Annotated in this window: 23 protein-coding genes, 1 tRNA gene and 1 pseudogene; 7 read left to right on the top strand and 18 right to left on the bottom strand. The window is 59.7% G+C overall.

All coding sequences use genetic code 11. The features are described from left to right. The first annotated feature begins 57 nt into the window (after positions 1-57). Positions 58-435, top strand: a complete 378-nt coding sequence (locus ACLEJQ_RS19450) for a YgaP family membrane protein (protein ID WP_440797561.1) — start codon at positions 58-60, stop codon at positions 433-435. 253 nt (positions 436-688) lie between these two features. Here the strand turns inward: ACLEJQ_RS19450 and ACLEJQ_RS19445 are convergent, their stop codons facing one another. Together ACLEJQ_RS19445 and ACLEJQ_RS19440 are read right to left on the bottom strand one after the other, a co-directional pair. After that, on the bottom strand, positions 689-1,918 hold the full coding sequence (locus ACLEJQ_RS19445) for a hypothetical protein (RefSeq protein WP_440797559.1): 1,230 nt from the start codon (positions 1,916-1,918) through the stop codon (positions 689-691). Positions 1,919-1,949: 31 nt separating this feature from the next. After that, on the bottom strand, positions 1,950-2,399 hold the full coding sequence (locus ACLEJQ_RS19440; RefSeq protein WP_440797557.1) for a YcgN family cysteine cluster protein: 450 nt from the start codon (positions 2,397-2,399) through the stop codon (positions 1,950-1,952). A gap of 159 nt (positions 2,400-2,558) precedes the next feature. Here ACLEJQ_RS19440 and ACLEJQ_RS19435 point away from each other — a divergent pair, with 159 nt between their 5' ends. Beyond that, positions 2,559-3,152: a nitroreductase family protein gene (locus tag ACLEJQ_RS19435; protein WP_440797555.1), complete on the top strand. Its 594-nt coding sequence runs from the start codon at positions 2,559-2,561 to the stop codon at positions 3,150-3,152. Between the two features lie 158 nt (positions 3,153-3,310). On the opposite strand, the gene ACLEJQ_RS19430 is transcribed toward ACLEJQ_RS19435, so the two are convergent. From ACLEJQ_RS19430 to ACLEJQ_RS19410, 5 genes are all read right to left on the bottom strand, one after another. Beyond that, complete coding sequence (locus ACLEJQ_RS19430; protein ID WP_440797553.1) at positions 3,311-4,243, bottom strand: D-2-hydroxyacid dehydrogenase; 933 nt, start codon at positions 4,241-4,243, stop codon at positions 3,311-3,313. 118 nt (positions 4,244-4,361) lie between these two features. Further along, positions 4,362-4,655 carry a YcgL domain-containing protein gene (locus ACLEJQ_RS19425; protein WP_440797551.1) on the bottom strand — a complete coding sequence of 98 codons (294 nt, stop codon included), beginning with the start codon at positions 4,653-4,655 and terminating at the stop codon, positions 4,362-4,364. Next, on the bottom strand, positions 4,652-5,785 hold the full coding sequence (gene rnd / locus ACLEJQ_RS19420) for a ribonuclease D (RefSeq protein WP_440797549.1): 1,134 nt from the start codon (positions 5,783-5,785) through the stop codon (positions 4,652-4,654). Before rnd ends, ACLEJQ_RS19425 begins: the two co-directional genes overlap by 4 nt. A 124-nt stretch (positions 5,786-5,909) precedes the next feature. Next, positions 5,910-6,548: a class I SAM-dependent methyltransferase gene (locus ACLEJQ_RS19415; protein ID WP_440797547.1), complete on the bottom strand. Its 639-nt coding sequence runs from the start codon at positions 6,546-6,548 to the stop codon at positions 5,910-5,912. A gap of 66 nt (positions 6,549-6,614) precedes the next feature. Then, complete coding sequence (locus tag ACLEJQ_RS19410; protein WP_440797546.1) at positions 6,615-8,264, bottom strand: phosphoethanolamine transferase; 1,650 nt, start codon at positions 8,262-8,264, stop codon at positions 6,615-6,617. 339 nt (positions 8,265-8,603) lie between these two features. Here ACLEJQ_RS19410 and ACLEJQ_RS19405 point away from each other — a divergent pair, with 339 nt between their 5' ends. Continuing rightward, a complete protein-coding gene (locus ACLEJQ_RS19405; protein WP_440797544.1) occupies positions 8,604-9,536 on the top strand; it encodes a LysR substrate-binding domain-containing protein in 933 nt (310 codons plus the stop codon). A 3-nt stretch (positions 9,537-9,539) separates the two neighbouring features. On the opposite strand, the gene ACLEJQ_RS19400 is transcribed toward ACLEJQ_RS19405, so the two are convergent. From ACLEJQ_RS19400 to ACLEJQ_RS19375, 6 genes are all read right to left on the bottom strand, one after another. Beyond that, positions 9,540-9,905, bottom strand: coding sequence for a 5-carboxymethyl-2-hydroxymuconate Delta-isomerase (locus ACLEJQ_RS19400; protein ID WP_440797542.1), 366 nt, complete (start codon positions 9,903-9,905; stop codon positions 9,540-9,542). Between the two features lie 86 nt (positions 9,906-9,991). Beyond that, the gene (locus tag ACLEJQ_RS19395) at positions 9,992-10,906 is read right to left on the bottom strand and encodes a LysR substrate-binding domain-containing protein (RefSeq protein WP_440797540.1); all 915 of its coding nucleotides are present in this window, start codon (positions 10,904-10,906) and stop codon (positions 9,992-9,994) included. A gap of 280 nt (positions 10,907-11,186) precedes the next feature. Beyond that, positions 11,187-13,271 carry a DUF6311 domain-containing protein gene (locus ACLEJQ_RS19390; RefSeq protein WP_440797538.1) on the bottom strand — a complete coding sequence of 695 codons (2,085 nt, stop codon included), beginning with the start codon at positions 13,269-13,271 and terminating at the stop codon, positions 11,187-11,189. Then, on the bottom strand, positions 13,268-13,651 hold the full coding sequence (locus ACLEJQ_RS19385; protein WP_440797536.1) for a GtrA family protein: 384 nt from the start codon (positions 13,649-13,651) through the stop codon (positions 13,268-13,270). Before ACLEJQ_RS19385 ends, ACLEJQ_RS19390 begins: the two co-directional genes overlap by 4 nt. Beyond that, positions 13,648-14,358, bottom strand: a complete 711-nt coding sequence (locus ACLEJQ_RS19380) for a class I SAM-dependent methyltransferase (RefSeq protein ID WP_440797534.1) — start codon at positions 14,356-14,358, stop codon at positions 13,648-13,650. Before ACLEJQ_RS19380 ends, ACLEJQ_RS19385 begins: the two co-directional genes overlap by 4 nt. Before the next feature lie 2 nt (positions 14,359-14,360). Further along, positions 14,361-15,329, bottom strand: a complete 969-nt coding sequence (locus tag ACLEJQ_RS19375; protein ID WP_440797532.1) for a glycosyltransferase family 2 protein — start codon at positions 15,327-15,329, stop codon at positions 14,361-14,363. Between the two features lie 334 nt (positions 15,330-15,663). Between ACLEJQ_RS19375 and ACLEJQ_RS19370 the strand changes: the two genes are divergently transcribed. The 3 genes from ACLEJQ_RS19370 to ACLEJQ_RS19360 all read left to right on the top strand — a co-directional run bounded on the left by ACLEJQ_RS19370 (position 15,664) and on the right by ACLEJQ_RS19360 (position 17,359). Then, positions 15,664-15,855 carry a YegP family protein gene (locus ACLEJQ_RS19370; RefSeq protein ID WP_245145723.1) on the top strand — a complete coding sequence of 64 codons (192 nt, stop codon included), beginning with the start codon at positions 15,664-15,666 and terminating at the stop codon, positions 15,853-15,855. Positions 15,856-15,970: 115 nt separating this feature from the next. Next, positions 15,971-16,777, top strand: coding sequence for an AraC family transcriptional regulator (locus tag ACLEJQ_RS19365; protein ID WP_440797530.1), 807 nt, complete (start codon positions 15,971-15,973; stop codon positions 16,775-16,777). Positions 16,778-16,990: 213 nt separating this feature from the next. Next, complete coding sequence (locus ACLEJQ_RS19360; RefSeq protein WP_440797527.1) at positions 16,991-17,359, top strand: cupin domain-containing protein; 369 nt, start codon at positions 16,991-16,993, stop codon at positions 17,357-17,359. A gap of 75 nt (positions 17,360-17,434) precedes the next feature. Here ACLEJQ_RS19360 and ACLEJQ_RS19355 read toward each other — a convergent pair whose 3' ends face one another. Together ACLEJQ_RS19355 and ACLEJQ_RS19350 are read right to left on the bottom strand one after the other, a co-directional pair. Continuing rightward, entirely contained in the window at positions 17,435-18,214 is a 780-nt protein-coding gene (locus ACLEJQ_RS19355) for a methyl-accepting chemotaxis protein (protein ID WP_440797664.1), read from the bottom strand. A 78-nt stretch (positions 18,215-18,292) separates the two neighbouring features. Continuing rightward, positions 18,293-19,069, bottom strand: a pseudogene (locus ACLEJQ_RS19350) (MCP four helix bundle domain-containing protein); the annotation flags it as partial. Positions 19,070-19,741: 672 nt separating this feature from the next. Here ACLEJQ_RS19350 and ACLEJQ_RS19345 point away from each other — a divergent pair. After that, positions 19,742-20,095 carry a DUF6124 family protein gene (locus tag ACLEJQ_RS19345; RefSeq protein WP_440797525.1) on the top strand — a complete coding sequence of 118 codons (354 nt, stop codon included), beginning with the start codon at positions 19,742-19,744 and terminating at the stop codon, positions 20,093-20,095. Between the two features lie 228 nt (positions 20,096-20,323). On the opposite strand, the gene ACLEJQ_RS19340 is transcribed toward ACLEJQ_RS19345, so the two are convergent. From ACLEJQ_RS19340 to purC, 3 genes are all read right to left on the bottom strand, one after another. Continuing rightward, on the bottom strand, positions 20,324-21,433 hold the full coding sequence (locus ACLEJQ_RS19340; RefSeq protein ID WP_440797523.1) for a hypothetical protein: 1,110 nt from the start codon (positions 21,431-21,433) through the stop codon (positions 20,324-20,326). A 129-nt stretch (positions 21,434-21,562) separates the two neighbouring features. Further along, positions 21,563-21,652, bottom strand: a tRNA-Ser gene (locus ACLEJQ_RS19335). Positions 21,653-21,735: 83 nt separating this feature from the next. Further along, positions 21,736-22,449: a phosphoribosylaminoimidazolesuccinocarboxamide synthase gene (gene purC / locus ACLEJQ_RS19330; protein WP_025212375.1), complete on the bottom strand. Its 714-nt coding sequence runs from the start codon at positions 22,447-22,449 to the stop codon at positions 21,736-21,738. Positions 22,450-22,472: the final 23 nt, after the last annotated feature.

Here is a 22,472-nt window from a genome sequence, read left to right as displayed (position 1 = left end):
AACAAGGCAATCGCTCGGACAGTCAGCTTTATACCAATCTCACACTGGAGACAGATCATGAGCGATAACAATCCGTTCGAGCCGATTGAGCGCACCCCTTTCCAATCTCATCCGCCAAAGAATGTGCATGGCTGGGAACGCTTCGGCTCGCTGGCAGGTGGTGTGCTGATGATGGGCAAAGGCTTGCGCCGTGGCGGTGTTATCGGTCTGGCGCAACTGGCCATCGGTGGCATGGCACTGGCGCGGGGCATCACCGGGCATTGCTCGGCCAAGAGTCTGCTGGAAAAAAACCGTCAGAGCCTCCACAACGCCCGCGCCCGGATCGAACAGGCTGGCGATGAACTGAGCCGCATGAAGGCCAACGCCGAGGCCGCCACGGGGACAGCGACGGTGACAGGCAACGATTCGCTGGTTTCGCCGAAAGTCGGGCTCTGATCTCTTGCGCCGGGGCTGATGGCCTCATCGCGAGCAGGCTCGCTCCCACAGTTTTTTGGTGAATCCGGAATCTGGGCGCTCCACAGAACCCTTGTAGGAGCGGGCTTGCTCGCGAAAGCGTAGTGTCAGCCGACGAAAAGGTTGACTGTCCCACCGCCTTCGCGGGCAAGCCCGCTCCCACATTGATCGCGTCCGACACAGATTCCGGGTTACCAGATCCCCTGTGGGAGCGAGCCTGCTCGCGATGGCGGTATTACTGGAGTAACCGGGTATCCAGCACCGTGGAACTGCCATCCAGCACATTTTCACTGAGTTGCACGAATTCCTTGGTATCCACCGTCTCCAGCCGCATCGCCCCTTGCAATACATCATCCAGCGAACGCTTGTTGCGGGTTTTCAGGCGGATCTCGCGGTCCAGTTCCTGAAGCAGCAACACCGCCTTGGCCACCATCGCGGGGCTCAGTTGCTCGCCGCGCAAGGTGGTGACGTCTTTACTGTCCCGGGCCAGCCGCTCGTTCAAGGCCTGATAGCGCTCATCGCTCATGCCCCCGGCGCGGCGCAGCAGTTCGATGGCGTAGTACTCGGTCAGGCCTTCGCTGATCCAGTCGCTGCGATCATGGTCATTGACCCGCGCCAACACCTGCACCAACTCGCGCAACAACGGGCTGCTGCCCCGCTCGCTGACCAGCGGTGGGCGGCTGTGCAGGTAGATCGAGTCATGCCCGGACTGGGCGCCACGCCACAGCGGGTCGCCCGCACCGACAATCAGCAGCTTGGAGGGATGACGTGGCAGCACCGCTTGCACCTGCGGCCAGACAAACGTCAGCAGCGTCAGTACATCCATCCGGCGCATGCCCTGGCCTTGGGGCGAGGCCACGGTGACTTCGGTCTCGCCCAGGCGTGTGCGACGGCTGCCGAGCTTACCGGCGAGCATCCAGCCGGTCGGGCGGTCGAACAGGCGCGAGGGGTTGTCGATGCGAAAACGCTGCTTACCGATGCGCGGCCAGGGGGTCTCGATGCTCTTCCAACCGCTGGGCAATTCAACTTCCAGGCGGGCCACCAATTCGACGCCGTCCTGCTGGTCGAGTCTGGCCGACGGCACCAGGTCGTCACCCCGCAACAGGGCCCAGGTCGGGGTCATGCGGGTTTCGAAGGTACCGCTCTTACGTTCATGACTGATGCGCACCCGGTAGCTCAGGCTGGCCGTGTCGGCTGTCGGACGCCAGACCCCTCGCGCCTGCTGGCCGGGGGTGAGCTGCCATTGGCCGTCGGCCTTGAAGTCGCTGTAGCGGCTGCCATCGCCGAGGTCGAAATCCAGGCTGCGCACGGCCGAACCCCGGGCCAGGGTCAGCCGCACTTCGGCCTGGTCGCTCTGCGGCAACAGTTGCACGTGATAATCCAGATTAACCTTCTGCGCCGCCCATAACGGCCCGCACACCGCCAGCAGCCCGACCGCCAGCATCCGTTTCAGTCCTGCAGCCATGGGTTCTCCCGGTCGTGCGGCGCCGGGACGCTCAGCCGGCGCGAAAAATCAGATGATCTTCCCAATCCTCTTCAGGCACGCTGCCTTCGGCCAGCATACGCCCGGACTGGGAAATGCGTTCATGGTGCACGGCATCGCGATCACCGCAGACCAGGTGGTGCCACAACGGCAAATCCTTGCCCTCGCTGACCAACCGATAACCACAAGTTGGCGGCAGCCACTTGAATTCATCGGCCTTGCCCGGCGTGAGTTGAATGCAATCGGGCACAAATTCCCGTCGATTGGGATAGTTGGTGCACTGGCACGTCTTCAGGTCCAGCAGTTTGCAGGCGATGCGCGTGTAATAGACGCTGTTGTCATCTTCGTCTTCGAGCTTTTGCAGGCAGCACAGGCCACAGCCGTCACACAGCGATTCCCATTCCTGCGCATCGAGCTGATCGAGGGTTTTGCGTATCCAGAACGGTTCGACTTTGGCGGCCATGGCTCAAGCATCAACATCAGGTGGTGAAAAGGCCGACAGTCTAGTGCCGGGGCCTCTTGAGGCCAAGCACTGGCGACTGTCGGTAGTGCGGGGCTTGTCAGGCTGCGCGCCGGGACGTAGGTTGCTCAATTCATCTTCCCCCATCCGGTCAGGTAAGCCATGAGCGCCAATTCCCGCATCGCCGACTACGCCATCCACCCCCAGTTCATCGAACGCTGGTCGCCCCGCGCCTTCACGGGCGAGGCCATTGCCGAAGAAACCCTGCTGGGCTTTTTCGAAGCGGCGCGCTGGGCGCCATCGGCGTACAACTCCCAGCCGTGGCGGTTTCTCTATGCGCGCCGCGACACGCCGAACTGGGAGCGCTTCCTGGGCCTGCTCAACGAGTTCAACCGCGGTTGGGCACAACACGCCTCGGCACTGGTGATCATCGCGTCGAAAACCACCTTCGCCGTGCCCGGCGCGACCGAGGAAACCCCGGCGCTGTGGCACACCTTCGACACGGGTGCGGCCTGGGGCCACCTGGCGCTGCAAGCCAGCCTCAGCGGCTGGCACACCCACGGCATGGCCGGTTTCGACCAGGAGCTGACCCGCAAGGAACTGAAGATCCCGGACGGCTATGCCCTGCATGCTGCCGTGGCGATTGGCAAGCTGGGGGACAAATCCACCCTGGCCGAGTACCTCCAGGCCCGCGAAACCCCGAGCCCGCGCCGGCCGTTGAGCGAGCTGGTGACGGAAGGTGATTTCACTCTGTAATCCTGTCTTTTGTGGGAGCGAGCCTGCTCGCGATAGGGGCACGCCAGCCAGCACTGGGGTGACTGACACACCGCTATCGCGAGCAGGCTCGCTCCCACGATGGGATTGGTGGCGGGCGCAGACGCTGTGACCACTCCCTCAGTTTCTGGTGGTGCCTGTCAGTACCCCCGGCTGAAATCCACTTCCCCGCGCAATGCCCCGCCGGACTGATAAGCCCGCAGGTTATCCAGAAACAACTGCGCCATCATCGGTGGCGAGGTCGGTGCCGAGCTGTGGCCGGTCAACAGCAGGCCCCAGGCGGTCCAGAACGGATGGCGCTGGGGCAGTGGTTCCTGGCGGCAGACATCGATCACCGCACCGGCCAGATGACCGTCCTTCAGGGCTTGCACCAGGTCCGCATCCACCACGGCGACGCCGCGTCCGGCATTGATAAACAGCCCGCTCGGCTTGAACTGCTTGAACAGCGCCGCATCGTACACATCATGGGTCTCGGGGGTGTTGGGCAGCAGGTTGATGACGTAATCCGCCTCGCCTACCAGACGCGGAAGATCCGCCAGCCCACCCACCTCGATGAAAGGTTCGAGTTCACGAGGCTGCCGGGCGATGCCATACAACTGCACCCCGAACGGCACCAGGAACTGCGCCACGCGCTGGCCGATATCGCCGGTGCCGACAATCAACACCTTGCGCCCCGCCAGGCCCTGGCCCTGGCGATTGTCCCACTTGCGTTCCACCTGGCTGACCAACCGCGCCAGCACCTCCCGCTCGTGGCCGAGCATGTAGGTGAGCACATACTCGGCCATCACCTGGCCAAAAATGCCGACTGCCCGGGTCAAGCGGTAATCGCGGGTCAGGCCCTCGGCCAGCAACGGCGTGATGCCGGCCCAGGTCGATTGCAACCAATGGGGCCGGTGCCCCTGGCGCAACAAAGTCGCCAGCAGGTCCGGCTGGCCGAGCCAGACCGGGCAATCGCTGGCCAACCGCGACAGTTCAGCGGAGTCGCCGCTGGTCAGTACTTCGAGATCGGGTGCCGCCTGACGCAAGAGCTGGGCGTACACCGCGTGGTCGTGTTCGGCAATCAGAACGCGCATGAATCAAACCTTTCAAAGCCAGGGCAGACGAGCGCCGACAGAGTGTCACTCCATCCAGGCAATCGTCGCCAAAATCATTCGGTATTTCAGAAAATCCCAAGCGAACGCCCGGGCAGTGTCAGACCGGGTCGTTACGCCGCAACAGCTCTTCGGGCAAATGTTCGATGTACTCGTCTTCGGCCGGTGGCATCTGCAGGTGATATCCCTGGGTGTCGAGGTTTTCCAATACCTTGTTGATGTCCTCCCGGGACAACTGCCGCTCGGGGCTCAACACCAGGTCAAAAGCATGGATGGCTTTGCCGAAGGCCGCCATCAACGGCTCCGGCACGCGGGCCAGGGCATCGCTTTTGAGCACATACAGGTACATCTCGTTTTTCTTCGAGCTTCGGTAAATGGAGCAGATACGTTTCAAGGCTGTTCTCCGGCAGTGGCCAGGCTGTCGAGCAGTGCCTGGCCCATCAATTCGCGGCGCCAGCCACGCAGCGAATCGGGCAATTGGTAAGGGCCCTCGGGAAAGCCGCTCTTGATCAGCGCCTCAAGGGTTTTCTTGCGCAACATCAGTTCGGGGGCGATCCCCAGGCGCTCGGCTTCAGCTTGCCCCAGCGCCCGCAGGCGCTTGACCAGCGCCGAGGCTTCGATGGGCAGTGGCTCGGCCACGGCCGGCGGCCATTGCTCGGGCGATAGGCTGGCGGCGCGCTGGATCAGGGCCAACAGGAATTCGCCGTCCTGGCGCACGGTGCGCGGGTGCATGTCTTCGATTTTTGCCAACGCGCCGAGATTGTCCGGCTGCGTACGGGCCAGCGGCCACAGCGAGTGCTCGCGGATGATGCGGTTGCGTGGCAAGTCACGGGCGCGCGCCTCGCGCTCGCGCCAGGCACACAGCTCACGCAACACGGCCAGTTGGGCACGGGACAGTTTCCAGGCCAGCTTGGCTTCGCGGTACACCTCGTACGGGTCGACTTCGCGACGCAGGTTGGCCACCAGCTCGGCGCCGTCCTCCAGCACCCAGGCGTATTTTTCGTCAGAAAGCTTGGGACGCAACTGTACGAAAACTTCCGCCAGATGCACGGCATCTTCCGCGGCATAGCTGATCTGGGTTTCGGACAGCGGCCGCTGCAGCCAGTCGGAACGGGTCTCGCCCTTGGGCAGCTCGATGCCCAGCACGTCCTGCACCAGCCGCGAGTAGCCCATGGAAAAACCGAGGTTCAGATAAGCGGCCGCCAACTGGGTATCGAACAGCGGCGCGGGCAGGCTGCCGGTCAGGCGCAGCAGCACTTCGAGGTCTTCGCTGCAGGCGTGCAGCACTTTGAGCACAGCCGGGTTTTCCAGCAGGACCGCCAGAGGCTGCCAGTTGTCGATGGTCAAGGGGTCGATCAGGTAGGCGCGCTTGCCGTCGCCGATCTGCAACAGGCCGGCGATGGGATAAAAGGTGTCGACCCGCATGAATTCGGTGTCGAGGGCGACGAATGGCAACTGCTGCCATTCGGCGCAAAACTGACCGAGGCTATCGTTGTCGCGAATCCAGTGAATATCGATGGCCACACGGCTCTCCCTTGAAGAATGGCGCGCAGTATATATCGCCGTTGGCGGTTGCGAGCACCCATAGAGCAAGAGCCTGAGAGAAATCGCCTGCGCAAAAACAAGAATAGTCCTACATCAGGAGTTATCAGGTCTTACGCAGTACATAAACACGCGTCAATGCGAAACCGGGCAGGAAATCCTGGTACCACAGCACGCTGAACCCGGCCTGGCGAAACTCGGCCTCGATGTCAGCCTTGCCGGTCAGGCTTCGCTGCGGCGGACGGCCGAGCTTGAGGCGGCCTTCGATCCGGACCGAGACGATTACCGTGTCCCGACTGACCCGATGAAACTCGCGCAACAACGCCAGGCGATGCTCGCTGGCGCAAACGTGGCGAAACAATTGCAGACAACAAATGCAGTCCACCGCATTGGTGGACAAGCCGATGGTGAATGCCGAACTGGGAAACGTTCTGACCCGCGCCAGCAACGCCCCGCCATGGTGGGTGAGTGCATGCTCAAGCATGTCCGGCGAGGGATCCGCCGCGAGGATCACTCGGTTGGCATGTTCGGCCAGCACCGGCCAGAACCGCCCCGCACCGCACGTCACATCCAGCACCAGCCCGGGCTCCCCCGCCACTTTCAGGGCATTGCGCACCATTTGCTCGTCACGCCAGAACACCAGGCGCACCCGACGGGGTGCCGGCTGGCAACAGACTTGCGCATGCTGCTCATCGTGATGCCTGGCGAACTCAAGCTCGACGGCGCGCAGGGGTAACCCGGACATACAAACGGCTCTTGAATTGGTTGGATGACAGGTTAGACGCTCAGGCGTGAAAAAAAGGTGTAGGAATCATTCCCGCGCCAACACCCCGTCGATAACCGCACCGCGACAGTTGGCAAACATGTCCAGATCCCGGTTGTAGACCTGGCTGTTGACCTCCAGCAGTCCGAGCATCGAGTGAAACAGGTTGTCCTGGCTCAGGGGTTTTTCCCGGCTCAATTGCAGGCAATGGGTGTCGACCGAAAACGACTTCTGATAGCTGTCGGAGAACCAGGCGAGCATCGCCACGTGTTTCTGCTGCTCCGGGGCAAGCATGTAGGGCGTGCCATGGAGGAACAGGTTGTATTCGCCCAGCGACTCACCATGGTCCGAAAGGTACAGCATCGCCGTGTCGACCTTGTCCTGATTGGCCCGCAGCAGATCGATCAGGGTCGACAGCACATGATCGGTGTACACCAGGGTGTTGTCGTAGCCGTTGACGATGCTTTCACGGCTGCAGTTGTTCAACGCGTTGCTTTCGCACACCGGGGTGAAATGCTCGTACTCCTTGGGATAGCGCTTGAAATACTCCGGCCCGTGACTGCCCATCTGGTGCAGCACCAGCACCGTGTCCTTGTCGAGGGTATCGATGAAATGCTGCAAGCCCTGGAGCAGGATCTCATCGCGGCATTCGCTGTTGGCGCACAGGGCCGGATCCTTCAGATTGCTCACATCCTGCAAGGTGACCCGGTCGCACGTGCCCTTGCAGCCGGACTGATTGTCCCGCCAGATCACGTCCAGCCCGGCGCGCTTGAGCACATCCAGCAGGCCCTCTTCATTCTTGGCCTTACTGGCGTCGTAGTTCTTGCGACCCATGTTGGAAAACATGCACGGCACCGACACTGCGGTTTCGGTGCCGCAGGAATGCACGTCGGTAAAGGCGATCAGGCCGGCCTCTTTTTCCAACGTCGGCGTGGTGTCGCGGTCATAGCCGAGGATGCCAAAGTTCTCGGCACGGGCGCTCTCCCCTACCACCAATACCGTCAGGGATTTACGCGCGTAGGTTTGCCAGGCCGGGTTACGGCTGGCGTCCTCGCCCAATGGGATAAAGGGTTGCTTGGCCGACGCGACCTGCTCGCGCAGGTAGCCGATCGACGCGCCGATGTAGTTGCTCGGCACCACCATCAAGCGTAACTCGTGGTGGTTGCGAAACAACGAAGACAAGCCTTGGTAGTTGGCCATGGCAACCACACCGATCAGCGCCGCCGAGGCCACCCCCACCAGCAACTTACTGAGCAACTCCTTGGGCCAGCTGCGGTACTTGATCGGTGTCTTGAATAATAACCAGGAAGGCAACACGCCTAATAATCCGAGATAAACAAACAACTTCAGCGACAACAGGTCACGGACTTCCGTGGCGTTGGTTTCGGCAAAGTTGCGCAACATCTCGGCATCGATCAGCACGCCGTACTGAGCCATGAAATACGCCACACCGGCGCTGATCAGAAACAGCAGCATCAGCACGGGCTTGAGCACCGGACGGAACGCCAGGAGCGTCAACACAAGGTTGAAAGCAGCGAAAATCATCACGCCGAACGCCGCGCACATCAGCACGCCACGACCATCAGCCGAAGTGATCGAGAGCAGGTGTTGCCACAGAACAATGTTGAAGCCTGCCAAAAGAAAGGCACTGGCAACCAGCGTCACCCATTCCGGGCGCACGGCTTTAATAGTCAGCATGATAGTTGACGGCTTCCTGAAAGTTGCTCTTTGAAAAGAATGCCGGAAAAGGACTATGAAAAATTCGTTCCCTACGGCAGCACAAACTTTAGGTAGCCCACCATCAATTTTTCGTGAAAAAGTTGCTATTAAATTATTTTTTAAGCGCGTGGCCTGAAACGTCAGGAAAGACGGATAAACGCCCGGCTGTTGATTGGAGGTCGTGTTCCCTACACTATCTGTCCCACTCCCGACCGTTGAACGGCCTGCATGGCATTCTCTTGGGACTATCGTTCCGCTAGGATCATCAGCCTGGTTTGCGCACGATCCGCGCAAGGAGCACAGCGAGAGACAGAACGGATGCTGAACAGTAATTCCCTAAGAAAGCTTGATATGCAAGACCTCATGGTGTTTAGCGCCGTGTACGAACAAAGCAGTGTCAGCGGTGTATCCGAGGCGCTGTGTGTCAGCCAGTCCACCGTCAGTTACTGCCTGAAGAAACTACGGACCTGTTTCGAAGACGAACTGTTTACCAACACCCGCAGCGGCATGCGTCCTACCTGCAAGGCCGTGGGCATGTACGATCATGTGCAGGCAATCCTGCAAAGCATCAACCTGTGCCATGCCGGTACGCCAACGTTCGACCCGACACGCGAAGCGGTGACCTTCAACATCTGTGCACCGGAATACTTCGAGCATTTGATTCTGCCGCAGTTGCTACAAGGCTTCGATTACGCCGACCTGCCGGTGGTCGTGAACGTGCACAAGCTGGAGGCCGACATTCCGGTCGATGGACTGCGCGACGGCAGCCTGGACCTGGTGATCTGCTTCGGTCCCAACTTTCACAGTCATCATGCCGACCTGCTGTCCCGGCAGCTGTTACAGGAGGATCTGGTCTGCGTCGTCGATAAACGGGCGGCGCCCCAGGAACCGCAACTGAGCCTGCAAACTTTCGTACGGCGCCGGCACATCTTTCCTACGCCCTGGACGTCCCCCACCAACATGGTGGACGGCTGGCTCGCGCAACAGGCCCAGCAACGGCAAATCGCCGCACGCGCCAACAGCTACAGCGCGGCATTGAAGATGATCAGCGGCACCGACTTCATCCTCACCCTGCCCCGGCGCATTCAGCAGCTGCTGGCCAGCGAGGCGATGTTCAATCACCACGAAGCACCCAATGGTCTGCCGGGATTTACCCTGGACATGCAGTGGACCCAGGCGGCCAATCAGGACAGCGCCAATAGCTGGCTGCGCGAACAGATCATCAAAGTCTGCGCCGGGCGAGATACCTAACCGTCAGTGACCGATAAGAGCCTTGGCATACGGGCCGCGGTCGATGTCGAGGATCTCTACGCACAACTGCACACTCAGGCCATCCGGCCACGGGCCCAGTTCCTGGATCACCGCCAGCAGGCTATCGGCCAGCTGCTTCTTGATTTCGGGCGAGCGGCCGCTGAGCAGCGCCAGCTTCACGTGCACGAAACCGCGTTCACCAATGCCGGTGCCCACCCGGAACGTCTCGAGCTTGGTGGCCCGGCTCTTGATATCCGACTCGGCGGCAAACTGACCGGACGCGACCAAGGCATTGTTCAGGCGCAACAGTGCGACATCGGCCTTGAGCTCCGACAGGTTGGCGGTGTACTCCATGTGCAGGTGAGGCATGTGTTCGACTCCAATTCGAAAAAACGATGAGGTGATCCAACCGTCGCCACCTTAGCGCGACTTTATTCCTGGCGGCAGATTTTGTTTCACCGCTGCCCGCGCTCGCCCATGAACGCCTCCAGCCGGGAGCGCAGCCAGCGTTCAGCCGGATCGCTGTCGACATGGCTCAGCCAGACCATCGACAAATCCAGGGTCGGGGTCGTGAAAGGATAGGGTTCGCTGAACAATCGGCCCGACGCAGCCATGGCGGCCGCAGTGTAATCCGGCATGCTGGCGATCAGGTCAGTGCCGGCCAGCAACGCGGGCAAGGCGCTGTACTGCGGCACCGACAACACGACCCTACGCTGACGGCCGATCTCGGCCAGCCATTCGTCAGCGAGACCGGCGACGTTCGCGGTGTGAGAGACCAGCACGTGGGGGCGCGAGCAATATTCGTCGAGGGTCAGCGGCGTATCCGACGCATCGGCGCGCAATACCCGAGGCTGGATGTGCCGCAACAACTTGCGCTTGGCATTGGCCGGCAACCCACGCGTCTGGCTGATGCCCACGGTGATATCGCCCGATGCCAGCAAATCGGGAATGCGCCAGTAATCCGCGTGCTGGACCACAAACACCACGTTTGGTGCTTCCTGGCGCAGGCTGCTCAACAGCGGCGGCAGCAGCCCGAACTCCACATCGTCCGAGAGCCCGATGCGAAAGGTCATGGTGCTGCTGGCGGGGTCGAAATCATGCGTCAGGCTCAGGGCCATCGACAGCGAATCCAGCGCCGGCGACAGATGCCGGATGATCTCTTCGGCCCGGGCAGTCGGCTCCATGCGATGGCCAACGCGAATGAACAGCGGATCGTTGAACATCTTGCGCATCCGATTGAGCGCCGAGCTGATGGTCGGCTGGCCCAGGAACAACTTCTCCGCCACCCGCGTCACGTTGCGCTCAAGCATCAGCGTCTCGAATACCACCATCAGATTGATGTCGGTCTTGCGCAATTCGTTGCGGTTCATCCCCTGCTCCTATCCCCTGACTGTAGGAAGTGTAGGAACGACGGTGGCTGCGCGTCTATGCGTAAAAAGTCCAAACGCCAAACACAATTGCATAGGCGCGGCTTTTTTGTGGCGAGGAGATTTATCCCCGTCGGGCTGCGCAGCAGCCCCATTAGCACTGGCGGTAACTCAGCGGATCGTATGCAGGTTTTGGGCTGCTGCGCAGCCAGCGGGGATAAATCCCCCCGCCACAGGGCAACATTTCCCCGGTCCAGACAGATGGATCAGCGTTGTTGAAGGGTCACTTTACGGTCAGGGATTTTAGCCCCAGCGCCATGACCCGTTCATCAGTGCCCAGCCCCAACGCCTTGGGGCTGATTGCATCAGGCAAATGAAAGTGCAGACGCACTTGCCCATCGGCACCCGACGCTTCACGCATCGCCGGCGTCAGGGGCAATTCCAGGGTGTTGTCCTGTAAACGCGTGAATTGAGTCGACAACGCCGCCACGCCATTGACCGAAACCTCGACCCGCTGGCTTGTATGATTGGGCTGTACGAAGGCTGCCGTTTCGATCGAAATGGCGCGGGCCTCTGGCGGTACCTGCAACGTCATTTCAGCCTCGGTGCCCTGCGACCAGGTGCCCCAATCCTCGACCTGCCCCCAGCCGCTGACCAACATGCCATTGATCCGGTTGAACACCTGGCGCTCACCGGGCTTCACCCTCACGTCCAGGGTTTCGTGGGCAAAAGGTGCGCATTCGGCGCAAGACTTCCAGCCCGGCACCAGCACCACCAGGCCATCGATGCGGGTCAACAGGTCGGTCTGGCGGTTGACGGTTTTCGCCGCTTCGAGCGCCGCACGGCTGTCGAGGATGTACAACGAATCATTGTCATACTGCCCGCTGGCGAGCATACGTTCAGCGTGCTGTTGAGCGTGCGCAAGCTCCCGGGTGCCCATCCGCCCCAAGTAAACGCCATCGGTTTCCAAGCCATGGGTCAAAGCGTATTGGCTGGTCAACAGCCAGTTTTCCGGCTGGTTCTGCGGCAGCAACGAGCGGACTTTCGAATAATGACCGCCGGCGTTGTCCCAGAATGGATCAGTGAGCGGCGTAGGCCAAGTGGACGCCGGTGGCACCATCCGGCTCTTGCGCAGGCCAGCCCAGCCGGCTCGGGTATCCAGAACCTGGACCACCAGGGCAATCGTCAACAGGCACACGGCAGCCCTCGGTCGATTGCCCCGGACGACCAGGAAGATGATGACAAACACGATGGCATAGAAGACCGGCCAGAACATCCGGCCCGCAGCGCGAAACACGTTCGCCATCAGCTCAAGGGGTTTCGGTAGCCAGATATGGACATCCAGCATGCCGATACCGAGCTTGTTGGTCAGCGAAAAAAGCGTCAGCCCGACCAGCGCCCAAAGCAACAACTTTCTAGCACGTATGGCCCAGAGCAACCCTGTATCACCCTGAAGCAATGCCGCGCCAGCGCAGATCGCCAGCATCAGGACGCCCGCCCCCAGATAATTGAAGCCCTCGTAGTCCCCGGGTCCCTGGGGCATATCCCACAGGATGAACGACCAGCCACTGGGGTCGACCAGCGACAGTACATTCAAGCGATACAAACCATAGCCACCTGCTACAGTCCCGCCGCCCACGCTGAAGTAGCCCGCCTGCCAACAGCAGAACGCGACCAACAGGAACAATCCGCCCAGCTCGATGCAGCCGTCGCGCAGGGACAATTGGCGCTTGAGAACCTTGCCGGCAAGGTCTGCCAGCCAGATCAGCGCGACCATCGCCAACAGGTACGCATGCACCAGCGCGGTGGCGGCCAACAATACGCCCCAGGCCAGCCGCCGACTGTGCAGACCGGGCCGTAGCGCCAGGTACAGGGCAGCCAGGATCAGGAAATGTCCGGACAGCGACAGATGCCCGCCCATGCGCAGGAACATGGGGGGCGAAAACACGAATAACCCGGTCCCCAATAACCGGATCCACAACGACGGTGTCACCAGGCCGACCAACCGCCAGGCAAACCAGGCCTGCAAGATAAAACAGGCCAGCAACCACAGGCCGAAATACTGGAACGTCTCGGGAAGCCAGGCGTTGAATGGCTTGAACATCAACGCCAACAGCGGATTGGAATCGGAAAAAATGATGCCGTTGCCCAACTCCAGGCCATAGGAGGGGTTCAGCCCCAACGGAAAGGTCCAGGGTGAATGGCGAAAAAACGCCCAGCCCATGTAATGGGTGGCCGCATCGCCCTCCCCCAGCCAGGCGATGTTCGTCGGGTCCAGGACCCGCGGGCCGATCACCAGCAGAAACGCCAATGCACCCAGCAGCACGGGCAACAGGAGAGACAAATAACGCTCGCCACGAACGGTCATCGATACGTCCAGAAGTTATGCAGGATAAAGGTGAACGCCGGAATGATCAGTGCCACGGCCGCGATGCCCGCCAGGTAATTCAGGCCTGCGCTCTGGGCCACCCAGGCCACCAGCATCGCCAGTGCGAAACCGCCGGTTGAAACCAGCACGAAACGGTAGAGCGTGCGACCGTGCAGGCGACTGGAGAAACTCCACAGGGTGTTGATCAGATAGGACACCACCGTCGCCACCAGGAACGCGAAACCGTTGGCCAGTGGGGGATTCGCCAGGATCAAATGCATGAAGAACACGGCGGCCAGCACGTGGATCGCCGTCACGAACAAGCCGGTCACGGCAAAGCGCAGGGCCCGTCGCAACAGCGGCGTGCGGACCCAGGTCACGGCTTCTGCGCCAGGCAAAACACAGTCAGGCCAGCGATGCGATTGGCGCCCATGAACGGACGCTCCAGGCTGCACAGGGACTTCAAGACACCATTGACCAGCGGATGATGCCGCGCCAGCTGCGACCTGGCCGGCGCCTGCGAGGTGCTGCGCTGCAACAGGCGCAAGCCGGCGGCGATGGGAAACACCAGGCCGAAATAATACGCACCCTGGCGCACCTGCAGACCCGCCTGCGCCACGACGCCTTCCAGCTGCCTGAGCGTATAGCGACGCTTGTGTTCGAGAAAATCGTCATGACCGCTCCAGAGAAAGTGGAAGGCCGGCACAGTGATCAGGAAGCGGCTGCCGGACGGCACTTTGTCGACATAGGCCTTGAGCAGCCCGACGTCGTCATCCACGTGTTCCAGTACGTCCATCAGCAACACCAGGTCCGCGTCCAGCCCATCGACGGCGCGTCGGTAGTGCACCGGTTTCCCATGGGTACGGGCGTCGGAATCGGCCGGGTAACTGATGTCCACGCACCAGGCCTCGGCCGTTTCGGTATGGGTCAACAGATGGTGGGAAAAAAAGCCCGATCCGGCACCCACGTCCAGCAGCGTATTGGCCGATGTGCCCTTGAGCATGTGCAGCATCGCCCGCGCTTTCGAGCGGTAGTACCAGTGCTGCTTGATATCCGGGCCCAGGATGTCGGTTTCCTTGAGGTCCATGGTCAGTCCTTGGCGTCATAGATGCGCCGTACCAGGAAAATCGGTCGACGCTTGGATTCGATGTAGGTGCGGCCCAGGTATTCGCCCAGCACGCCGATGCCGATCAATTGCAACCCGCCAAGAAAGGTGACCGCGACCATCAGCGAGGCGTAGCCGGGCAGGTCAACCCCGGAAATCAGCGTTCGCAGCACGATGAACATGGCGAACGCAAAGGACACCAGCGAAACGCACAGCCCCAGGTACGTCCAGATACGCAGCGGTTCGGTGCTGAAACTGGTAATGCCTTCAAGGGCGAAGTTCCACAGTCGCCAGCCGTTGAATTTGCTTTCCCCGGCAGCGCGCTCAGGCCTGACGTAATCCACATAAGTGGTTCGAAATCCCACCCAGGCAAACAGCCCTTTCATAAAGCGTCGGGATTCAGGCAGGGTTTGCAGGGCATCGACCACGCAGCGATCCATCAAGCGGAAATCGCCGACGTTTTCCGGGAGCTTGTGATCGGCGATCCTGTTGTGCAGGCGATAGAAGCCGTTGGCGGACACCTGTTTGGCCCAGGAATCGGAATCGCGATTGATCCGATGCCCCAGCACCACTTCGGCACCGTTGCGCCAGTGGGCGATCATTTCCAAGATCACCTCGGGAGGGTCTTGCAGGTCGACGTCGATCGGCACCACCGCCTGGCCGCGCGCTGCTTGCAGACCGGCGCTCAACGCCGCCTCCTTGCCGAAGTTGCGACTCAGGTCGACGACCCGGATGCGCGGGTCGCTCTTCTGTCTTTCCAGCAGCAATCCCAACGTATCGTCGACGCTGCCATCGTTGACGAACACCAGCTCCAGGCTCACCAGCGCTTGGTCGGCAAAGACCTGATCGATCCTGGCGATGAACAAATCGATGGACTGGGCTTCGTTGAAGACGGGGATGACGAGCGAAAGCGCTAGACGACCTTGTAGATCCGTTCCTGGATATTCAGTCACTTGATGGCTCTTTTTCTTATAGTGTTTTCAGTCCCGTCAGGCTTGCGGCCCTGGGCCCCACGGATCTGGCGTCAATGACGACGACTGCATCGGAACGTATTAAGCAGGAGCGGACAAGGCAACGCAAGGATGAAACCGGCACCTGGAGCAGACTCATGGTTCGCAAGATGACCTGTTCTGATCATCGGGTCTAGTCTCCGATCCAAGCCCGAGTCGGTAATATCTATTCACCAATGGATACGAATTTCCCGTAGCCAAAAACTTCAGCTTGGCTAGGCTTGCAGCCACATGTGCAACACATGTCTTGAATGAATCAATCGCAGGGAGCGAATCGATGTACTTTGAAATCTACCGTCAGACCCGCGGCACCCAAAGCAGCGGAAGAGGCCAATGGCGCTGGCGCCTGAGGGCCGGCAATCACGAGACCATCGCCAGCGGCGAGTCCTACGTGAACAAGAGTGACTGCCTGCACGTGATCGGGTTGATCAAGAACGTCCAGGGCGAGACGCCTGTGAAGGAGATCTGAACAGCGTCGCGCTGTATCGACAGACAGGCCGGTACCCGAGCCTGTCTGGTCCTGGTATTCGCACTTTCCCCTGGGTCAGGTATGGTGCGTGGACAACCGTGAGAGGCCGGTCGCAATGACCCTATCCAACCACCATCGCGACTGGCTGAAGCGGGCTCCTGACTCGAGGAAGCTGGAGCGCATCGAGGCCTATTTCAGCGGTCATGGCTACAACGCCCATCGGCATGACACCTACGCCATTGGCGTCACGCTTTCCGGCGTCCAGAGCTTCAACTATCGCCACAGCAAGCGTCACAGCCAGCCCGGGGGCACCATTGTCCTGCACCCGGACGAAATCCACGATGGCGAAGCCGGAACCAGCGACGGGTTTCGTTACCGGATGTTCTACATAGAGCCGTCGGTGATCCAGCAAGTGCTGGGGGGCAAGCCGCTGCCCTTCATCGAAGGCGGACTGTCCAGCGATCCTCGTCTCAACATCGCGACCCGCCGGCTACTAAGCAGCATCGATCACTCCCTCGACCCGCTGGAGGAAGAAGACGCTATCTACGATGTGGCCCAGGCCCTCGACCTCGCCGCCGGCAACCGACGTGGACGGCGAATGATCGACTACCCCGCAGCGGAGCGTGCGCGCCTGTTCATCCATGATGTCCTGGACCAAGTGATCACCCTGGACGACCTGGTGCAGGCCAGCGGTCGGGATCGCTGGAGCCTGTCCCGGGACTTCCGCGCGCTGTACGGCACCAGCCCCTATCGCTACATCACCCAGCGCCGCCTCAACGAAGCCCGTCGCCTGGCCTTCCAGGGCATGGCGTGGAGCGAGGTGGCGCTGGCCTGTGGCTTTTTCGATCAAAGCCACATGACCCGCCTGCACACCCAGGCCTTCGGCATCTCACCGGCACGTTGGTTGAACATGCTTCGATGAACACACGCAGCCCCCTGTGGCGAGGGAGCTTGCTCCCGCTTGACCGGGCTGGCGCTCCAGTGCGAAGCACTCACAGAAAAAGGGGCCGCTCCGCAGCCCAGCGGGAGCAAGCTCCCTCGCCACAATAAATCCTCGCAAGGCTGCACAATCGTACAATCCCTCCCCGTGGCCGGGCAGTAAGGTGGCGCTTTCCACCTCATTCGAGTCCTCGTCATGACCCATTACGCTCCAATCAACTTCACCGAGAAATACGCCCTGTTCCACGACCAATGGGCCCCGAAAGTCGTGGCCGAGATGAACGACTACCAGTTCAAGATCGTCAGGCTGGAGGGAGATTTCATCTGGCACGTCCACGTCGAGACCGATGAAACCTTCATCGTGCTGGAAGGCGAGCTTCGTATCGACTTTCGCGACGGCATGGTGACCATCGGTGCGGGCGAGATGTACGTGGTCAAAAAAGGCATCGAGCACAAGCCCAGTGCCGAACGGGAAGTCAAACTGCTGCTGATCGAGCCCCGTGGCGTGCTCAATACCGGTGAGGAAACCAACGAGCGAACCGCGATCAATGACGTTTGGATCTGAGCGCACACCCAGCGCAATCACCGGATGATGATTGCGCTGGGCTCATGTGCGTTCAATACCCAGGACGAACCGGACTCAGGTGCGGAAGCGACCGGTCAGTTCCGCGAGGTTTTTCGACAGACTGGAAAGTTGCCGGCTGGCGAGCATGCTCTGGGCCGAGTTCTCCGCCGCTTCGTTGGACAAGTCACGGATGTCGGAGATGTTGCGGGCAATTTCCTCGGTGACGCTGCTCTGTTCTTCGCACGCATTGGCAATCTGCGCGGCCATGTCGTTGATCCGCTGGATTGAGCCGCTGGTGCCGCTGAGGACCTGATCGACGCCGCCGGCACGCTCGACGCTGTCCCGAGCCTTGTTGCTCCCGACCTGCATGGCCTGGACCGCCTTGGCGACACCGGACTGCAGGCGTTCGATTCGGACCTGGATGTCCTTGGTCGAATCCTGGGTGCGCGCCGCCAGCGCCCGGACCTCGTCGGCCACGACAGCGAAGCCCCGGCCCTGCTCGCCCGCCCGCGCCGCCTCGATGGCCGCATTCAGTGCCAGCAGGTTGGTCTGTTCGGCAATGCCGCGGATCACTTCGAGCACCGCGCCGATGCTGGAGGTTTCCTGTGCCAACGCCTCGATGGTGCCCGAAGCGCTCTCTACTTCCTGGGCCAACTGGCGGATCGATTCAATGGTGCTGCTAACCACCTCGGCGCCGTCGCGAGACTGGCTGCTGGCTTGCTGCGCGGCTTGCGAAGCATTTACAGCGTTATGCGCCACTTCATGCACAGCGGCACTCATCTGAGTCGCAGCCGTACTCACCTGATCGAGCGCCGCATGCTCACTGCTGATCAGTTGATCATTGGTCGCCGCCATATTGGCCATGGCACGTGCCGCCGCATCCACCTCGCCAGTGACCCGGCCCACCTCGGCGATCAACGGCTGCAACTTGTCGAGAAAACGGTTGAAGGCGCTGCTGAGCTGCCCCAACTCATCAGCCGAACGCACCTCGAGACGCCCCTTCAAATCACCACCGCCCTCGGCAATCTGCTCGACGCGATGCAGCAAGCGACGCATGGGGCTCAACACCACCATGGGCAAGACCACGATCAGCAGCGCACACCCCAGCAGACCGACCAGCAAGATGCCGCCCTGTTGCACCTCCACCGCCTGCCCGTGATCTATGGCCGTCTGACCCTCGCGGTTGGAAGCCGCATCTTCCAGCTCACCGAGCTTGTCGATGGCGTCACGCATGGTATCGAACTTACTTTCACCCTCACCGAAACTCAGTGCACTGGCGGCCTGCGGATTACTCGTCGCCTGCTCGACCACTTGCCGGGAAATCTGCGACCACTGGGCAAAGCGATCATTGAATTGACTGACCAACGCCATCGCCTCGGGCCCCGGCTGCATCGCCGCGTATTTCTGTACCCGGTCATAGGCCTGCTTCAGATTGTCCCGATGACTGGCGCGCAAGGCCTCCAGATGATCCCCGGCATTACCGCCCAACAGGCTGCGCTCGGCGACGAAAGCCTGGTAGAGATCCCGGTCGGCGTTGAGCAACAGGCTGATCGCCGGCAGGTACCGATTGGTCAACTGAGTGCTGGACTCAGTCACCTGCCCAATCCCCCGCATGCCCGACCACCCCATCAGCACCAGCAGCAACGCCAGGAATGCAATGGGCAAGGTGATTTTCCAGCGGAAGCCCAGATCGGCGAAAAACCGTGGCATGGGTACTACTCCTTTTCGAGGGTATGTCTTTAGCTATCGGCAGAGGTGGGGCCTGCTAGAGAGACGGTAGACCAAATTGTCACAGGGTGGTGACATACGATGGAGAATCGCATTGGGAACTGCTTGGCTCGAGGGAGAGAACGATCAGGATCTGCTTGGCTTTCCGTGGCGAGGGAGCTTGCTCCCGCTGGGCTGCGAAGCGGCCCCTTTCTGTGAGTGCTTCGCACTCAAGCGGGAGCAAGCTCCCTCGCCACGGATGCATTCCAGCTCTAAACAGTGGGCGGGCCTTTACTCATAGGCGCCGTCTCAGCAAGACGGGTAGCCAGTCCTACAACCATACATACCCGGAAACACCAAGCCCACGGATCCCGGCTACGTTACCTTGCGCCTTTGCCTACAACTAAGCCAGAATCCGCCCGCTTGTGCGCCTTGGGTCCCGGCTCTATCGTTTCCGGGTCGCTGAAAATCAGCGATCGGGTTTAGCGACTCGGATCATTAGGACATGAGCGCTCCATGCTTTTTTGCAGGATCACTGCAATTACGTCATGGCGGCTGTATGTAGGAGACCTTCGGGTCTGCCGGGTGCCTATGACCGGTTCGCTAACCTGCGTACAGTCGCCACCATTCTGTTTAGCGACAGCTCGTGGCGGCTCCAACTCATAGGAGCATCACATGTTCAAGGTCACCCCCAACCCACCGGAAACGGACCCCAGCTCCCCCGGCCTCGACCCAAAGAAAGTCCAGGAAGCTACCGACCGGGCGCTTGATTACTACTTGAAGCCAAAGGAAGCCGGCACTAAAAGCGACCCATCACCGGCCCAGCTCTTCACGGTCGTAGAGGGCATCGACAATGAAACCCTGCTCGCCAACCTCAGCGAAAACCTGGCCTCGGCCAACGCCATGATCAACGACCTGACATTCGACCTCGATGGGTCACGCCGACGTGTGGCAATGGGTATTTTGCAGGTGATCGAAATGAGCGAACTATTGGCGAATCGAGTGTTGGATAACATCGACCCGCGCTAGCGAAGCACCTCAAACAATCAGGACTCTGGACTGTTCAACACTTCAGAGACCTGATTAACGAGTCTTCCAATCTTCTTTAGATTTACTCCGTCGAAGCGACTGACCAGATGAGATAGAGCGCTTCCCAGCGGCGAAAGCCGTAATCGCACAAGGCGGTTCGCAAGTGGCGTCTGGATCTGCTTTATCGAACATTAAAAAGACGCCTATGGCGTTCTACTGCCTTTACTGCTAATCATCGTCGTCTGGCATGAGAGGTCCATCATAAACTTCCGCCAATCGAACCACAGCCTCGACGACATCTTCAGGTTTAGCTCGCCCCTGTACTCGCTTTAAAACTCTTTCGCACACAATGTGCCTTGAAGGCACCTTGGGGTTTAAGACGTTATCGAGCCCCTTCCGTGAAGTATTTTTGAATTCCTCATTTACTGCGGTCTCTAGATCACCCGGCCTGATTTCAATCTCAAATGGAAGCTTCTCGAAGGTCCCGCCATCAATAATTTCTTCAATCACTGATGTATGCCAAACAATACCAACCTGCGGGTCATCCTTATCAGTTACCCCTTCTCGTCCTACGTAGATACCAGCGAGTATGGCGACATCAGTTGCAAATCGATAGGAGGCGCCATTTACAACTACTTCCCCCTTCGGACTGTAGTAAAGGACAGGGGAACCAGACATACCGCTCTTAGATGCAGAGTCAATAAGATATTTAGGCTGATCGTTCCACCCACTTTGCACAGAAGATGCAATTGTTGCCCGTTTCCATACAGGCTGCGAGTAATAATCTTGGAGATTGTGAGGATATCCAGGAATAAAGAGTTCTTCGGTCACCTCTACATTATCCAACCATCTATCTATAACACCTTTATTCGGCACCAAATAACGTTGTATCGGACAAAGCTCAGCAGGAATATTCGAACCTCCAGTATCTAGAAGTGAAACAACCACATCTTGAACCGTACCATCAAAGTGATAAAGTTCCATTTTTAGATACGCCATAGGATCAAAAGGAATGACTGCCACGTCGACTCTTGGCCAGCCCGTTGGATGTATCAAGAAGAGTGCTTTATCTTCATCCATTAACGGGAGAACAACTGACATTCTTGATGTTCCAAAAGCGCCACGACTAACCACAATACTGACAACTATATTATCGGGTATGGAGTTATGCGAACTCTGGAATTTCAAATTATCAGGATGACGACCCGTCAGATTGTGCCAAGCAGTCACGATATAAAATTTGCCGTCGCGCTCGTATACCACCCCAGTACCGATAGCGAGCTTCGTTCGCTCAAATCGCATCGTCAAATGAACAACGGAATTACTCACTGCGGCCATGCTCGCTCCTTGCGCGTCTGAATGTCGCTCGACGATATCAACAAGCCATCACCACGCCAACAAAAACCTTAAAAACGAAAAAGCCCCTGAAATGTTCAACCATTTCAGGGGCTTAGTCGTATTCAAGAATGGCGGAGAGATAGGGATTTGAACCCTAGGTACTGTCGCCAGTACAACGGATTTCGAATCCGTCCCGTTCGGCCACTCCGGCATCTCTCCAGTGGCGCGCATCATACCAGCACATTCGCCGGAAGCGAACCCCCGAGCGAATTTTTTTCCGTGCTATCAGATGCTTGCGTCGATTACAGCGGTACACCCAGGCGCTGGGCGACTTCTTCATAGGCTTCGATGACGTCACCGAGGCCCTGGCGGAAGCGGTCCTTGTCCATCTTCTTCTTGGTGTCCTTGTCCCACAGACGGCAGCCGTCCGGGCTGAATTCGTCGCCCAGGACGATGGAGCCGTCGCTGAACACACCGAATTCAAGCTTGAAGTCCACCAGCAGCAGCCCGGCGTCGTCGAACAGTTTGGTCAGCACTTCGTTGACCTTGAGGGACAACTCCTTCATGCGCGCCAGTTGCTCGGCGGTGCCCCAACCAAAGGCCACGACGTGGGATTCGTTGATGAACGGGTCGCCCTTGGCGTCGTCCTTCAGGAACAGTTCGAAGGTGTAGGGGTTGAGCTTCATGCCCTCTTCCACGCCCAGGCGCTTGACCAGGCTGCCGGCGGCGTAGTTACGCACGACGCACTCGACCGGGATCATGTCCAGCTTCTTGACCAGGCATTCGTTGTCGCCCAGCAGCTTATCGAACTGGGTCGGCACGCCGGCTGCTTCGAGTTTCTGCATGATGAAGGCGTTGAACTTGTTGTTCACCATGCCCTTGCGGTCCAGCTGTTCGATGCGCTTGCCGTCGAACGCCGAAGTGTCGTTGCGAAACAGCAGGATCAAGCGGTCGGCGTCGTCGGTCTTGTAAACTGACTTGGCTTTGCCGCGGTAGAGTTCTTCACGTTTTTCCATGATGGGCTCCGCTTGCTAAGTAG

The sequence above is a fragment of the Pseudomonas sp. SMV71 genome (genome assembly GCF_052042015.1).
Classification (GTDB): Bacteria; Pseudomonadota; Gammaproteobacteria; order Pseudomonadales; family Pseudomonadaceae; genus Aquipseudomonas.
This window is presented reverse-complemented; position numbering and strand designations above follow the sequence as displayed.